At 33.7% G+C, this 16,918-nt stretch carries 12 protein-coding genes; 8 read left to right on the top strand and 4 right to left on the bottom strand.

Annotated features, from left to right (window positions below; all coding sequences use genetic code 11):
- Window positions 1-749: 749 nt before the first annotated feature.
- The 4 genes from C1X07_RS10135 to C1X07_RS10120 form a co-directional block, all read right to left on the bottom strand.
- A complete protein-coding gene (locus tag C1X07_RS10135; protein ID WP_103069897.1) occupies window positions 750-1,331 on the bottom strand; it encodes a hypothetical protein in 582 nt (193 codons plus the stop codon).
- Window positions 1,328-1,795 (bottom strand): ankyrin repeat domain-containing protein, encoded by a 468-nt coding sequence (locus C1X07_RS10130; RefSeq protein ID WP_103069896.1) that lies wholly within the window; start codon window positions 1,793-1,795, stop codon window positions 1,328-1,330. Before C1X07_RS10130 ends, C1X07_RS10135 begins: the two co-directional genes overlap by 4 nt.
- A gap of 191 nt (window positions 1,796-1,986) precedes the next feature.
- Complete coding sequence (gene katG / locus C1X07_RS10125; RefSeq protein WP_103069895.1) at window positions 1,987-4,224, bottom strand: catalase/peroxidase HPI; 2,238 nt, start codon at window positions 4,222-4,224, stop codon at window positions 1,987-1,989.
- 551 nt (window positions 4,225-4,775) lie between these two features.
- Entirely contained in the window at window positions 4,776-5,534 is a 759-nt protein-coding gene (locus tag C1X07_RS10120; protein WP_103069894.1) for a helix-turn-helix domain-containing protein, read from the bottom strand.
- Window positions 5,535-5,859: 325 nt separating this feature from the next.
- Between C1X07_RS10120 and C1X07_RS10115 the strand changes: the two genes are divergently transcribed.
- The 8 genes from C1X07_RS10115 to C1X07_RS10080 all read left to right on the top strand — a co-directional run bounded on the left by C1X07_RS10115 (window position 5,860) and on the right by C1X07_RS10080 (window position 16,897).
- Window positions 5,860-6,255 (top strand): type III secretion system chaperone family protein, encoded by a 396-nt coding sequence (locus C1X07_RS10115; RefSeq protein ID WP_103069893.1) that lies wholly within the window; start codon window positions 5,860-5,862, stop codon window positions 6,253-6,255.
- Between the two features lie 6 nt (window positions 6,256-6,261).
- Window positions 6,262-6,978, top strand: coding sequence for a PspA/IM30 family protein (locus C1X07_RS10110; RefSeq protein ID WP_103069892.1), 717 nt, complete (start codon window positions 6,262-6,264; stop codon window positions 6,976-6,978).
- 181 nt (window positions 6,979-7,159) lie between these two features.
- A complete protein-coding gene (locus C1X07_RS10105) occupies window positions 7,160-7,567 on the top strand; it encodes a glycine-rich domain-containing protein (protein WP_103069891.1) in 408 nt (135 codons plus the stop codon).
- A gap of 7 nt (window positions 7,568-7,574) precedes the next feature.
- Window positions 7,575-8,621 (top strand): hypothetical protein, encoded by a 1,047-nt coding sequence (locus C1X07_RS10100; protein WP_103069890.1) that lies wholly within the window; start codon window positions 7,575-7,577, stop codon window positions 8,619-8,621.
- 24 nt (window positions 8,622-8,645) lie between these two features.
- Window positions 8,646-9,362 carry a hypothetical protein gene (locus tag C1X07_RS10095; protein WP_103069889.1) on the top strand — a complete coding sequence of 239 codons (717 nt, stop codon included), beginning with the start codon at window positions 8,646-8,648 and terminating at the stop codon, window positions 9,360-9,362.
- Window positions 9,363-9,368: 6 nt separating this feature from the next.
- Window positions 9,369-11,435, top strand: a complete 2,067-nt coding sequence (locus tag C1X07_RS10090) for a flotillin family protein (protein ID WP_103069888.1) — start codon at window positions 9,369-9,371, stop codon at window positions 11,433-11,435.
- 136 nt (window positions 11,436-11,571) lie between these two features.
- Entirely contained in the window at window positions 11,572-11,889 is a 318-nt protein-coding gene (locus C1X07_RS10085) for a hypothetical protein (RefSeq protein ID WP_103069887.1), read from the top strand.
- Between the two features lie 10 nt (window positions 11,890-11,899).
- Window positions 11,900-16,897, top strand: coding sequence for a DNA repair ATPase (locus C1X07_RS10080; protein WP_449371670.1), 4,998 nt, complete (start codon window positions 11,900-11,902; stop codon window positions 16,895-16,897).
- The last annotated feature ends 21 nt before the right edge of the window (window positions 16,898-16,918 follow it).

Below are 16,918 nucleotides of genomic sequence, written 5' to 3'. Positions count from 1 at the left end.
CTTCATTTTTAATGAAATTTTAACATTTTTTAACTTTTAAATGAATGAATTAGATTACATATGTTAACAAAATGATAATAGAATAGAGAATTTTTAACATAAAAACAGGGGAATTTCCCCCTAAAAAAGATTAACTCCCTGTTTACCAATTAAGTAAAACAACATCTCTCTTTTTTAAAACATCTCAAATTCTACTTATTTAATTCGGAAGAGTATCATTATCTTCTAAACACTTGATAAATTCTCTTTATTAAGTTGTTTTATTAATGATCGTGTAATTTTACTTTCTTTTACACTGTTTGAGGTACATGATAAGACTTCTATATTGATCCGGGTATAAATAAAAAAATCTTTGGCGGTTTTAATAGGATTGATGGGGTACATTAAAATAAAGTTATGGTTTTAAGAAAAACGAATACCAGAAAAAGCAATAGGTTTTTTGAAAAAACTAGGGCTTTGCAAAGAATTCATTCTACATCTAATTATGCGATTCAAAAGTGAAAATTATGTCCCTTATTGAAGATGATATTTTAAGCATTTAAGTGTAATATTTGATCTAAATTAGGTCTATCTCCTTTTTTGACGAACTAGACCACTTATTAAGTAGTGAATTATATTGATTATTTACAGAAACATTTGGGCTTGTCCGTTTGTAAACAGTTAATGTAAAAGAATCTCTTTTAAATCAACTTGCCATATTGAAAATTGCGGACCCTGTAAAGCGGTTTAAACTCTAATGAATAAAAAAACTAATTATAGCGTTTTTTTAATAAAATCTCAGAAATTAAATTTCTAATAACAGTATTATTAACGTACAATTTCTGAGATTTAATTTTTACTTTTTTGATCTTATCATAATGTGGTATTTTACCCGTTTTATCAATCTCTTTTAAAACCTCTTCAAAAAACTCATTTAAAATAGGGATCAAAAACCTACTTGACGTATTCTTTTCTTTAATGTGGATAAATTTTTTGGCATATGCTAAAAAAATCTGTGGATACCTAGAAAAAGTAGTTAACGCATCACAAAAGCTTTGATATACTTCGTCCCGGTTTGAGTTATATCTAAACTTTAATTTTTTATGATCCACTTGGGTTAGGGTATACAACAAAATACTTTCTCTAATAAACTTACTATAATCATTTTTAGAATAGTAATATACTTCCATTCCCAAATTAGTGTTTACAATTAACACTTCTTTTCCAATTGTTTCTTTTAAAAAGGATTCAAAAATATCAATCATAGAAGAAGACATTAGTAACTTCCTTTCTATATCAACAGATCTGATATTTACAGACTTTATACTTTCTATACCTTTATTCTTATTCACTTAGTGAGTTTAAACAATTCTGATACATCCAGACCTTGATTTCTTGCATGCATCTCTGCTGTATAACCTTTGTTATCTTTTGCCAAGACATCAGCCCCTTTTTCTATCAATAATTTAATAATTTCTTTTTGACCAAAAGTTGCTGCGTAAATTAATGCAGTAGCTTCATTAAAATTTCTTTGATTTACATCTGCCCCAGACTCTATAAGCAATTTTGCTATGTTATAATATCCTTTAAAACACACACCCATTAAGGCAGTGTTCCCGGAACTATCTTTGTCATCTATATTAGGCAAATAATTAAGAATTACTTTTGTAATATCTTCATAGCCATAATAAGATGCTAATAACAAAGGCGTAGAGCCTCTGGAATCCATAGAGTTAACAAGTTCTGGGTTTTGCTGTAAAATAGATTGCACTGCATCTACTTCTTCAGAACGAATAGCATTAAAAATATCTTTCATAGAATAATATATCTCTGTTAGTTATGATCTAAAATTTCTCATTTAAAGTATCAAAAAAAACTCAAATATATCAAAGGCTATTAAAAACTTTAATTTTTTTTGCTCCTTAACCATTAAATAAAACAGGTGGTATGATAATAAATAACCACCTGTTAGATTATTTCGATCTTTTTATACCTTATTAACTACACCTAATCAAACCGATCCAAGTTCATGACTTTGGACCAAACTGCTACAAAATGATCTACAAATTTCTTTTGAGAATCTTTACTGGCATAAACTTCAGCAAGTGCTCGTAATTCAGAATTAGAACCAAATATAAGATCCACTCGAGTGCCTGTCCATTTTACATCTCCCGTAATACGATCACGTCCTTCAAATACCTCTTGATCATCCGAAGTTGCTCTCCATGTAGTTCCTATATCAAGTAAGTTGACAAAAAAGTCATTTGTTAGTGTTTCTGGGTGCTCTGTAAACACTCCATGCTGGGACTGATCAAAATTGACATTCAACACCCTTAAACCTCCTAATAGCACAGTCATTTCTGGCGCTGTTAAGGTTAATAACTGAGCCTTATCAATCAACATCTCTTCTGTTGATATTGAAGACTTTGTTCTCTTATAGTTACGAAACCCATCAGCAATCGGCTCCAGAATAGAAAAGGACTCTTCATCTGTTTGCTCTTGTAATGCATCCGCTCGTCCTGGAGAAAAAGGTACTATCGCTTTATGCCCCGCATTCTTTATTGCTTGCTCTACACCAGTTGCTCCTGCCAAAACGATCAAATCAGCCAACGAAATCATTTTACCTTCAGCCTGCGAATCATTAAACTCTTGCTGGATATCTCCTAAAACCTGAAGAACCTTGTCTAATTGCGCGGGATTATTTACTTCCCAGTTTTTTTGCGGAGAAAGACGAATACGTGCTCCATTTGCACCTCCTCGCTTATCAGAACCTCGAAATGTAGATGCCGAAGCCCAGGCTGTAGATACCAATTGAGAAACGGATAGTCCAGAAGACAGTATTTTGCTTTTTAAAGCAGTAATATCTTTATCATCTACTAATGTATGTGTAACTTTTGGGATTGGATCTTGCCAGATTAGCTCTTCTTTTGGAACTTCTGGTCCAAGATATCTTGCTATAGGTCCCATATCTCGATGCGTTAACTTGTACCATGCACGAGCAAATACATCAGCAAACTCATCTGGGTTTTCATAAAAACGTCTCGAAATTTTCTCATAGGCAGGATCCATACGTAAAGCAAGATCTGTTGTTAGCATGATTGGCGCATGACGCTTAGAAGAATCATGTGCATCTGGCACACTGTTTCCTCCAGCTCCATGAGTTGGTATCCATTGATGTGCTCCAGCTGGGCTTTTGGTCAATTCCCAATCATACCCAAACAAATTCCAAAAAAAGTTATTACTCCATTTGGTAGGGGTACTTGTCCATGCCCCTTCTAACCCACTAGTTATGGTATCTCCAGCATTACCACTTCCATAGTTGTTTTTCCAGCCCAAGCCTTGCTCTTCAATACCAGCAGCTGCAGGTTCTCTTTCTACATATTTATCAGGATCAGCGGCACCATGAGTTTTTCCAAAAGTATGCCCCCCAGCTATTAGCGCAACTGTTTCTTCATCATTCATCGCCATACGTCCAAATGTTTCGCGAATATCATGAGCCGCAACAATTGGATCCGGATTCCCATTTGGTCCCTCCGGGTTTACATAAATCAATCCCATTTGTACGGCCCCCAGAGGATTCTCCAATTCTCTATCTCCAGTATATCGCTTATCCCCTAGCCACTCACTTTCAGAGCCCCAATAAATATCTTCTTCAGGTTCCCAAACATCTTCACGTCCTCCTCCAAAACCAAAAGTTTTGAATCCCATAGATTCTAATGCACAATTACCAGCCAGAATCATTAAATCTGCCCAAGAAATCTTCTTACCATATTTTTGCTTAATCGGCCATAATAGCAAACGTGCTTTATCAAGGTTTGCGTTATCTGGCCAACTATTTAGTGGTGCAAAACGTTGGGTTCCTGAGCCAGCTCCGCCACGACCATCAGCAATTCGATATGTTCCGGCACTATGCCATGCCATACGAATAAAAAATGGACCGTAATGGCCATAATCCGCCGGCCACCACTCCTGAGAATCAGTCATAAGTTCAAAAAGATCTTTCTTTATTGCCTTAAAATCCAAAGTTTTGAATTCTTCGGCATAATTAAACTCTTCTTCCATCGGATTCGATAATAAAGAATGCTGACGAAGAATATTTAACCTCAATTGATTTGGCCACCAATCACGATTAGAGGTACCTGTCCCGGCACTTTGCTTTAGTGCACCGTTCATAAAAGGGCACTGGCTCTCTCCATTTACACTATGACTTGTGTCATGGGGATCTGTAAGACTTTTATTTTCCATTTGCTGTAGATTTATAATTAGATGATTATTTACTCTTGTACTTTCTTCAAATTTAAAATAAAAAAATACTATTGTTTTTATGTTTGTTATATATAAAATCTATTAAACTATTTAGCGCTTTTATTAAAACACCAAATAAGCCTTATCCCACTCTTTTTGATCAACAGAAACAATCCTATTTCACAAAAAAAGTCATCACCTATGTAATTTACTAAATATCAAGATAACGTTCTAAAAAAAACAAAGTATATTCACTCTTATGAAGTCTAATATATATTCTATCAAAACAACCTAGTATGGAAGAATTAGTGGAGGGCATTATTTTTTGGTTATTTGAATACTGGAAATACTATTTTGTTATTAAAGCAAATTAAGCGAAAGAGGAAATAGTATTGAATAATCCAAAAAAAACAATTGAAAACAAAAAAAGCCCAGCTCTCTATGAAGACATTCCTTTTTCACTAAGGAAACAACGATCTTTCTCTTATGGTCTTAGCTATAAAATCGAAGAAACAAAAAACACGACAGAAAAGAATTTAAATGAATTTAGCTTAGCCCAATTTTTCTTTCATCCGCAACAATTCTTTTTCTATTGACAACAACTTATCTTCAACAAGATCTCCGAACTCGGGTATTCTTCTAAAAAAAACATACCGAACTCTCCATAATTCTTTGATTTCTGATAAAGGATAAATTGAATCTTCAATATTCTTATGATCAGCTCTCAGGACAGCATTCCCCTTTGTAACATAAAGTCTTCTAAAAATTAGCTTATCATCTACAATTGCAAAAACCAGCGTTCCGGTATTTAATTTCTTTATTACGCTTGCTGGTACCTTTTCCCCTACTACAACATCTTTTGGATAGAATCCTTTATCATGTGATGACATCTCCAAATTACTTACAGTATACCCTCTAAACTCTTTAGTAGGATTAACTGGTAGTTGAAGTGTAGGTAATTCTTTAACAAACTCTTCCTTGTTATATAATGTAATATACTCGTTCGCAACACTGTCTGTTATACAAGGAATTACAGCAAATTTTTCTCTTTTTACATCTTCTGCATATGTAGTAAGATCACCTTTAAATTTTAGAAGCTGATTTACCGTAAGTTCATTCGTCAATAAATCACCAATGGCTATGCTAAAATAATTAGCTACTTTGATAAGTGTCTCTATTTTTGGTTCACTTCTACCTTCTTCATACGCGCCTAAAGTACCACGTTTCAGGTCAAATAGCTCAGCAAATGCTTGTTGGCTCAAACCTTTGACACTTCTAATTTTTTTAATATTTTTTCCAAATAAAGACATTTTTGCTAATTTTATTTGCAATTATAAAAATTTATTGTACATTTACACTAACAATATTAGCTAATTGTTTTCATAAATGCTAATTTTAGTAGAAATACTTTTTGACACCACTCCCCAACTAGGCAAAAAAAAGACCGTTACTAACGTTTTTAGCAACCAAACTAAATTATTAATTCTAAATTCATCATACCCATGATAGTCATCGCATATTATCTAGCAAATTTAGCTACTGATATTATCGAAAAGTTATGCTGCTTTTTGTAATATTGGTACACATTCAGGCAATACGAAATAAATACTAATTATCAATCAAAAAAACCATCACATGCAAGATCATTTTCAACAGGTGAAAGACTACTTACTTCAACTCAATTATAATATCATTCATGATAACAAAGCGGAAGGAATAATCATGATTAGCAAAGAAAATGAAGGGATTAAAAACATGATCATAGGAGTAGCATCACCTATTCTTATTATGGAGCAACACATCTTTAATATTAAAAACAAAAGTGAGGTTGTCTATAAAAACTTACTTCAGAAAAATCGAGACATTGTTCATGGAGCTTTTGTCCTCGATGAATCTGGTAAAAAGGTAATCTTCAGAGATACACTACAGGTAGAAAATCTAGATCTTAATGAACTAGAAGGATCACTAAATTCTTTAGGTTTATTACTGAGTGAATATTCTGACCAAATTATAAATTTTTCAAAATACTAAAATACTATGAACTTTTTTAAACGATTATTTAAAATAGGTGAAGCCGAAGCAAACTCTGCAATAGATAAAATGGAAGACCCCATCAAAATGACTGAGCAAGGAATACGCGATATGAAAACGGATTTAGAAAAAAGCCTTGAAGCTCTTGCACAAGTTAAGGCTATGGCTATCAGATCTAAAAACGAAACCGAAGAGTTTATTGCAAAAGCCGAAGATTATCAACAAAAAGCAATGCTGCTTCTTAAGAAAGCCCAAAATGGTGATCTGGATACCTCTGAAGCTGATCGATTGGCAAAAGAAGCATTGGTAAAAAAAGAAGAATCAATGCAACATGCAACACGTGGCAAAGAAGAATCTGAAAAATTCGATAATTCGGTAAGTCAGTTAGAAAAAAACGTCTATGAAATAAAACAAAACATTAGTAAATGGGAAAATGAACTAAAAACCTTAAAAGCTAGGGTAAAAGTTTCTACTGCTACAAAAAATGTAAATAAGCAAATGGCAGAAATTGATAGTTCTAGTACAGTTTCTATGTTAGAACGCATGAAAGACAAAGTAAATCAAGAAGAAGCTCTTGCAGAAGCCTATGGAGACATTGCTAATACATCTAAAAGTATTGATGAAGAAATAGACAAAGCAATAGATATTACAGAGACCAATGCCGAAGACGATTTGGCAAAATTAAAAGAACAATTAGGTCTCAAAAACGAGGATAAAAGTTAAACTTTTTATTACATCAGGGTAACAATTTTGGCAGTTAACACATTAACAAATAGAAATAAGAAAAATCCAAGAAATGAGTTGGTATTTCCAAAATTGATCAAAAAAGATATTACAAAATTAAACTAGTTTTTAAAAAAATCTAAACTCTTAAAATTAATGATTTATAAAACCCTTGAGTAGCTTGTACAAAACAAATAAAACTGAAGAGATACTGACATCAATCCCTGTTTTCAAAGACAAGATTGATCCCATATGCAACAAATACGGTGTTGCCCATCATGATCTAACACAAGAACTTGTTCGTTTTCTGGATTTGGTAAGCACGACAACCAAAACCTTAAGCCCATCAATCATTGTTGATCATGCTTGGCATGAACTAATTCTTTTTACTAGATTTTATCAGCAGTTTTGTAAAAAACATTATAACCGTTTCATTCATCATACCCCTGATAAAACAGGAAAACCTGATGTTTTTTTGAAAACAATCCGACTTTATGTACAACACTATGGACAACCTCATCCAGTAATATGGGGAAAGGTAGCACAAGAAGAATGGGAATTATCCAATTGTGGTTCATGTATAAACTAATTGACCTATGTATTTTGAAGGAATAATAACTATTGACCCCTCAGAAATAACTAAAATAACACCCGTCAAACCTACTAAAGCTTTTAGAAAGCTTTTGCATAGCTTGACCTTTGGAGCCGTAAGCGATAAACAAGAAAGAGAAACCTTTACAGCAGTCGGAATCTTACAGCAAATTAATGCAAGTTTAAGAAATCTAGGCATTAACAATATCATAAAGATTTCTCATGATGACATCGACTTTTATCACGACAAAGAAGGAAAGGAAAATGATTTAAAGTTAGCTCTAGACAAATATGAGATTGAAGTAAACGAGGCAATGTCGATACATTTTTCGCAACTCAATCTAATACTGGAACACCAAGATGATAATTTTAAATATCTTTTTGAAATAGTAATAAACAGAGAACACAAAATAGGAATTTACCCTATAGAAATTCATGTTTCAGGGCTTCTAAAAGAGTTTTCAGACTCAAATGCAAAAGAAAAAATAGAATCTGTTCTAAAAAACAAAGAAAGTTTCGATAATTACAAACAGAATAAAAGAAAGTTATTCGAAAGCTTTTTAGATCAAATCAAATTTGAAGTCAAAAAACAAATAAAAGTGGATGATGTCGAAGTATTTGTAAAAACAAAACATGTTTTGCCTTCTAAAAAAATAACCAAAAAAGGTGAATACACTCCAAAAAATACAGGAAGAGGAGTTTACAGTGGGTATTATGGATTTGATGATTACATCTTTTACACGTTGATTTGGTCTGATGTAATGCATCACCACCATCATACGCTATCAGAATCTCATTTTGAAAACGAATATGGTGAACCTCTAGGGTATGTAGACGAAATCAATACAGACAATTCTATTTTTGATAGTGATTGTGATGATAACGTTATTCAGGATACCTTATCCGAAGATCCAATGACAATTAATGAATCTGCAGATGACTCATCTAGTTGGTTTGACTTTAGTGACTGGGATACCGATTTTGACTCAAGCTCGTTTGGCTGCTCATCTTGTTCGTCATGCTCGAGTTGTGCTTCATGTGGAGGAGACTAATATTTAACTAATAAAAACATACCATTGAAAGAATTATATGACATAGCGATTTCTATAGTTAACCTGCCATTAACTATTCTTTTTGGACTACTGATCCTTTATTGGATTTTGACCACATTAACTGGGTTAGATTTAGATTTCTTTGATGCCGACATTGATATCGATATAGATGCTGATGCTGACGCCGATTTGGACACAGAATTTGATGCAAGAGCAAATCTGGATATACAAGATATATCAAATACGGAGGTGAAAAAAGAAGATGTAATTAGGCGTCGGGGTAAACTTAATTTTTTTCAAATTTTCCTGATCTATTTCAACTTTGTAGGACTTCCTTTTATGTTCACTTTTTCATTCTATGTACTGTTTTGGTGGGCGATCACAATGACCGGAACATCAATAACACATAGTTATGATAATGATTTTGGCTTTATATTCTTCTTTGGAGGTATTATTCCAGCCTTGTTTTTAACCAAAATATTTACACTCCCTTTTAAAAAGTTTTTTACCAATTTTAATAATAAGGGAGAAAGCGCATTAGAATTGTTAGGAAGACAAGGGGTCTTACAAAGTCCGCTCTCTGGAGAAAAAGTGTCTACTCTAGAAGTAAAAATTAAATCTGATCCTATAAAAGTAATGGTTAAATCCAAAGAAGGAATGAAAATTCCTGCCAACACACCAGTAGAGATCGTAAATCAAGTAAAAAACAAACAACTTTATATCATTCAACCTTTAAATTAATTTTTTATGAGCAATATTGCCAATATAGCCATCATCGTGGTGGTTGCCTTAGTACTTCTAATTGTACTATATTTTATAATCATAGCCATCTTCTACCGAAAGATTCCTCAGGGAGAATCTTTGGTACGTACCGGTTTTGGAGGAACCGCAGTTGCCTTCGACAAAGGTCTGTATGTGATCCCCGTACTTCACAAAGTAGAAATAATGGACATCTCTATCAAAAAAATTGAGATAGAACGTACCGGAGTAAACGGATTAATCTGCAAAGACAATATCCGTGCAGATATCAAAGTAGCTTTCTTTGTGAGAGTCAATAAATCTGTAGAAGATATCATCAATGTTGCTCAAACCATTGGTTGTAATCGTGCTTCAGAAATCGATACCTTACGTAGCCTTTTTGATGCCAAATTCTCTGAAGCTCTTAAAACAGTAGGTAAAAAATTCGAATTTGTAGAATTGTACGAGGCTAGACGAGAGTTTAGAGATGAAATAATAAACATTATAGGAACCGATCTAAATGGGTACATCCTGGATGATTGTGCCATAGATGATCTGGAACAAACTTCCCTTAGCGTACTAAAACCAGACAATATTCTTGATTCTGAAGGGATTAAAAAAATTACAGAATTAACTGCTGCGCAAAACATAAAATCTAATCTTATCAAACGTGATGAAGAAAAAGTTATTCGTAAACAAGATGTAGAAGCCCGCGAAGCAATTTTAGAATTAGATAAGCAACTAGCAGAAAAAGAAGAACAACAAAAACGAGAGATTTCTAATATTAAATCTCGCGAAGAAGCAGAAACTTTGAAAGTAGCAGAAGAAGAACGGTTAAAATCTGAGACCGCCCGTATAGCTACCGAAGAAAAAGTAAAAGTTGCAGAAGAGAATATGGAGCGACAGATTATTGTAGCTGCCAAAAACAAACAACGCACAGATGCCGTAGAAACTGAAAGAGTAGAAAAAGACAGAATGCTCGAAGCCACAGAACGTGAACGTATAGTAACACTTGCCCAGATTGAAAAAGAAAAAGTTGTAGAAGTAGAGAAAAAGAATATTCAAGATGTGATTCGTGATCGAGTTACTTTGGAAAAAGGAGTAGTAGAAGAGCAAGAAAACATGAAAGATATTGAAGCTTTCAAAACTGCAGATAGAGAAAAGCAAGTAAAAATTACCATTGCAGAAGCCAATGCACAAGAAGCGTTGATTGCAACGATCAAAGCCGCAGAAGCACAAAAAGAAGCTGCCAAGCAAAAAGCTGAAGAAATCAACATAGAAGCGCAAGCCCAAAAAGAAGCTAGTGAAAAAGAAGCTGAAGCCCGTAAAACGCTGGCAGAAGCACAAGCTAAAGAAGAAGCCACAATGGGTATATCTGAAGCACAAGTAATGCACGCAAAAGCTGATGCTCATGAGCGTGAAGGTCTTGTAGAAGCATCTATTATAGAGAAAAAAGCCAAAGCAGAAGCAGCGGGAATTGAAGCTAAAGCCGAAGCAATACGTAAAGAAGGTATGGCAGAAGCCGAAGTAATCAAAGAAAAAGCACTTGCAGATGCTGCCGGAATCGAAGAAAAAGCAGAAGCAATGAAAAAGCTTGATGGTGTCGGTAAAGAGCACGAAGAGTTTAAACTAAGATTAGATAAAGAACTACAAGTTGATTTAGCTCATATCAATATTCAAAAAGAAATTGCCGATGCGCAAGCAGATGTAATAGGAGAAGCATTAAAAGCTGCCAATATTGATATTGTAGGTGGTGAGACAATGTTCTTTGATCAGATTATCGGTCAAATTACCAAAGCAAAAGGAGTTGATAGGCTAGTACAACATTCTGACAATATTCAGGATGTAAAAGATGCAATTTTAGGCAGCGAAGATGTAAAAGGAAATCTTTTACAAAAGATAAAAGAATTTGCCACTCAATACGGCATTTCATCAGAGGACATTAAAAATCTAACGATTGCCAATCTATTAATGGATTTAAAACAAAAAACAACAAATCCATCAGAAAATGACCTCTTTACCAATCTGTTTAACCTTGCCAAAGGATTAGGGTTATCTGACAAGAAATTATCTTAAAACCAAAAAATGAGGTAACACAACCTTGTAATTATATTTATGAATCAAATCATAAACACATTTTTAAACCCATAAAAGTCTCCTATCCTAGGGAGACTTAGGATGGGATTTGTTTAACTTTTAATACGGTTTAATTATGGGATTTGGAGGATCAGTAGCTGCGATGATAACATCGCTCAAAAACAATAGCAGAAGATCAAAAAGAGAAGCTTTTGATGGATGGACAGAAAGAGATCAAGAAAGTCAAGGAATCAAAGTAGAACCTGTTTCTGAAGAACAACTACAGGAAATAAGAGATAAGTTAAAGAAGCAAAGAAAAAAAGAAAGGATTAAAATGTCACTCGCTGTCTTATTAGGAATTATAATCGCTATCCTCTTTATTTATTACTCTTTTGCTTACTTCGAAAATGATCCCGGAATATCCGACGATTTTTTATACAGACAATCCAATTGACAAAAACTCAATGCAAAACATGCAAGAAGAAAACAATACCCAACATACTCAATTAGATGGAGGAACCTATGAGATCATCCAAAACCGATTACAAAAACAAAAAGGAGAGCTACAAAATCGCTTAACTCTACTTAATGAAGCACGTAAAAAAGTTTTTGGAAATGTAGAAACCAAACTAATTGCCAATAATCGCATAAATACAGAACACAATTGTATTGCAAGAGATGTTGTTACTATTGATGAGCTTTGCCTTTTTGGATACAATGTGCATTTTGGACTCCGTACTGAGGTTACGCTATCAGATGTATTTAGTGTTTATAGCTATTCAAATGATCATTTTGTGTCAAAACCATTAGATCTCATTAATGATCCTATTTTTATTAGTGAGTTCACTAATCTTTATAAATATTACCGTAATACCATTTTTTCAAAATTTGCTGTTGTAGGGAACTATTTGCACATGGTATTTCAGTTAAGTGATAGTGTTTCTGATATCAAAACTTTTAAGTGGTTAATTAATGATGGAAAATTAACCTATGTAGATAATCGTAGTGAACATGAGTATAAGTTTCCCAAACAACATGAGTTTAATTGGACCCAAGTCACTCGCGACATGCACCGATATGGAACACATCCACATATTTCAATTCTAGACAAAGTATTTGTTGAAACCATAGGAGGTGATTTAACAATTAAAATCGAAGACAACACAGACGAAGGAAAGGGAATTCTGGATGAAGTTGTAGAACATATAGATCAGACATTAGATGATGGACAATACAGATTTGCCGATATTGGTAATTTGATCGCCTTAGAGATTAAACCTTTTCAAGAACCACCACGCTATTTTGTATATAATCACAAAATTCAAGAAGTAAAAAAAATCAGCAGTATCAAAGATGCATGTGTTTTGCTTCCGGATGATCAGGGAATCATTTATCCTAACGGATATTACCTCCAAACAGGAGATTTTAAATTGTTTACCAATAAGGTTTCTAATGTAAAATTTCAAGAAAAAATCAGCTCTCCAAATGGAGAAGATTTCTTATATGTCTTTTATGAAAACGAAAAAGGGTTATACACCCTTATGTCGTATAATGTAATCGAACAAGAAGTAAAGACACCAATTATATGTAATGGTTTTACCATACTCGAACATGGTGAATTATGTTACTTTAAAACTGAAGATGAACAAACAAAGCATCATGTCATCCAAATATGGCAAACACCCTTTGTAAAAGGAAATACACTACCATCTGAACATACTGATACTTTACTTTACAAAATCGGAAACAAAGACATTGTAAAAGCCATGGCAGAGAGCAATGCTCTCATTACCCTACTTAATAAAGAAGATAATTACGACGGACTATACGATGACATTTCCAAATTCTCTAATGATATCATTGATAGCTATTATTGGATTCAGGAAGAAGACACTTATAGATTAGACATTCCTCTCAAAGAAATTAACGGAGCGGCTAATGCTGCAATCGATGAATTCGAAAAAGTAGTTCAGTTAAGAAAAACAGCAGTACAGGTAACCAAAGAAACCAAAGACAAATCCGAAACTGTTTTTAGCAAAATCAAAAGCAGCTCTTTTAGGTCTATAGATGATTTTGTTTTGGTATTATCACAACTACGCACCTTGCGAGGTGAAGTCATAGGTCTTAATGATATTAGATATGTAGACAAGAGCTTTACCGCGGAACTAGAAGCCGAAATAGCTGAGTATACTGAAACAATATCTCAACGATGTGTTCAATTTTTATTAGACGATAAAGCACTACTCCCCTACCACACTCTTGTAAAAAACAAACAGCAATTACTCGAAGAAGTTAAAAAAGTAATTGATGCAAAAAAGCTTGAGGAAGATGTAAATCAAATTGCTACCGATCTGGAAATGTTAATCGATATCGTATCAAATCTACAGATAGAAGACACTTCGCACTCTACCAAGATCATAGACAACATTTCTTTAATTTTTGCCACAATTAATCAACTTAAGGCAGGAATCAAAAACAAAACAAAATCTCTAGGAAGTCAAGAGGCTACTGCAGAGTTTGCAGCACAGATTAAATTGGTAGACCAAAGCATTATCAACTATCTTGATATTGCAAACACACCAGAAAAAACCGAAGAATTACTAAACAAAGTCTCTGTTCAATTAGAAGATCTCGAAGGAAGATTTGCAGATTACGAAGAGTTCATCACATTGATTATTGAAAAGCGAGAAGAAGTATACAACGCCTTTGAAGCTCGAAAAAGTAACCTAATAGAATCCAGAAACAAAAAAGCTGTTGCCTTAGAAAATGCAGCAAATCGAATTCTAAAAGGAGTTGCAAAAAAGGCACTGGGTTTTTCTACCGTTTTAGACATTAATGGCTATTTTGCCTCAGATCTCATGATCAATAAACTGAGAGACATTATTGATCAATTGCAAAAGCTTGATGATGCTGGTAAAGCTGAAGCCATCGAAACAGCCTTAAAAGTAGCAAAAGAAGACGCTACTCGAAAACTTAAAGACAAACAGGATCTATATGAAGATGGCGAGAATATTATTAAACTAGGAAAACATAAATTTGGAGTAAACAAACAACCTCTTGACCTAACAATTGTGTATAAAGATGGTACTTTAAACTACCACCTGACCGGAACAGATTTTTATCAAGAAATCACCAATGAAATACTACTGCAATCAAAAAAATATTGGGACCAGGAACTAATATCAGAAAATCAAGAAATTTATCGAGCAGCATATCTGGCTTACAAGATTTTCAAACAATACTCTGTAAAAGCTACCAAAACCAGCCTTGATAGCTCTAAAGAAGCTTTGGACAAAACTGACCTCATAAGTTTGAATAATGAAGAACTATTGGATCTTGTAAAATCTGAAAGCAGTAAAAACTATTCTGAGGGCTATGTAAAAGGAGTTCATGATGTTGACGCTTCTAAAATTTTAAAAGTACTTATCACCAAAGATCACGATCTAGGATTACTGCGTTTTACACCAAATACTCGTGCTTTTGCTCAATATTTCTGGTATAGTTTGGATGCCGAAAAACAAACTAAATGGAATACTACCATAAAAGCTTCTGGAGAAGTTCTACAAACATTTCCCAATAGTACAGAATACTACAATGTAATTTCGGATTTAGAAGAAGAGATTAAAAATTCTATTTTTCTAACTGAACTAGTTCAAAAAAAAGAAACTCGGCAAGCTTTATCTGAAAATGACAATACTGATTCTGCATCAAACTTATCAAAATCTGTTGCCAGCTATTTGTTTAATGAATTACAAAGTGATCACACTTTCTGTATAAGCCAAACAGCTAATGAATTATGTGATGCTTTCATAACCGAAATAAAAAAGAAAAAAGTATTTGCTAAACTTAGCAAATCACTTCAACTAGACAGTAAACCTCGTTCTAATAACTTTGTTAATTGGGTAGATAAAATCCAGCTTGCTTTACAATGGGTTACTTCATTTCTAAAAATAGATCACTCTGCGCAAATAGCATATGCTCATGAGATTGTTTGTATCCTGTTGTTCAAAGATGAATCAGTTTCTGATATTGTTCATGTAAATCCTTCTCAGGATATTGAAAATTTAAATGGTAGCCATAACTCGATTTCAGAAGGTGTTTTTAAATTTAATTATCACGAATTTACTTTAAAAATGGAGCTGTTTTCAACCATAGAAGTTCCAGATTTTGAAGCATATCGTGAAGCAAAGCATTCGGTAACAGAAACCTTAAAAGAAGAACTAAAACTCAGTGAATTTAAGCCCAAAGTATTATCCTCTTTTGTAAGAAATAAACTGATTGATCAGGTATACCTTCCTCTATTTGGAGACAATCTATCCAAACAACTAGGAAGTGTAGGAGATAATAAACGAACAGACCGAATGGGAATGTTATTACTAATCTCTCCCCCTGGTTATGGTAAAACAACATTGATGGAGTATATGGCCAATCGACTAGGGTTGGTATTTATGAAAATCAACGGTCCTGCTATTGGTCATGAGGTAACCTCTGTAGATCCAATGGCTGCCAATAACTCTGCAGCGAGAGAGGAGCTAAAAAAGCTCAATCTTGCTTTTGAAATGGGAAACAATGTAATGCTATATCTTGATGATATACAACACTGCAATCCCGAGTTTTTACAAAAATTCATCTCTTTATCAGATGGTACCCGTAAAATAGAAGGGGTATACAATGGCAACCCTAAAACTTATGATTTACGTAGTAAAAAGTTTTGTGTAATTATGGCAGGAAACCCATATACCGAAAGCGGAGATAAGTTTCAGGTTCCGGATATGCTTGCCAATCGTGCTGACATTTATAATCTGGGGGATATTATTGGAGATACGGCTAATCTATTTAAATTAAGCTTAATAGAAAACTCTATGACTTCTAATCCAATACTACACCAATTAAGCAGTAAATATTTTGAAGATATTTACCATTTGATCGAAATTGTAGAGACTGGCTCTCAAGATGGTATCGAACTAAAAGGAAACCATACAAAACAAGAAATACAAGATTATCTTGCTGTCTTAAAAAAAGTAGTAACAATACGAGATACCGTATTAAAGGTTAATGAAACCTATATTAAATCTGCAGCCATGGAGGATGCATACCGTACCGAACCTTCTTTCAAGCTACAAGGTTCCTATCGTGATATGAGTAAACTAGTAGCCAAAGTAGTTCCTATTATGAATAAAAAAGAATTACAAACGGTACTACTATCACATTATGAAAGCGAATCACAAACCCTAACCAGCGCTGCCGAAGCCAATTTATTAAAATACAAAGAAATGACAACTACCATCTCAAATGAAGAAATGACACGATGGGAGCAAATCAAAGAAACCTTTGTAAAAAACAACAAGCTTAAAGGCCTTGGAAACAAGAACGAAATGGCACAAGTATTAGCACAAATGATGCAGTTTAGCGAGCATCTAGCTGGGATCCAGGAAGTACTAAAAAAGGGATTAGAGAAGTAAATTAATTCCTTATATTCGCTA

This window comes from Aquimarina sediminis (genome assembly GCF_002895435.1).
Lineage (GTDB): Bacteria > Bacteroidota > Bacteroidia > Flavobacteriales > Flavobacteriaceae > Aquimarina > Aquimarina sediminis.
The sequence above is the reverse complement of the archived record's forward strand: the minus strand, read 5'-3'. Positions and strand labels throughout refer to the sequence as shown.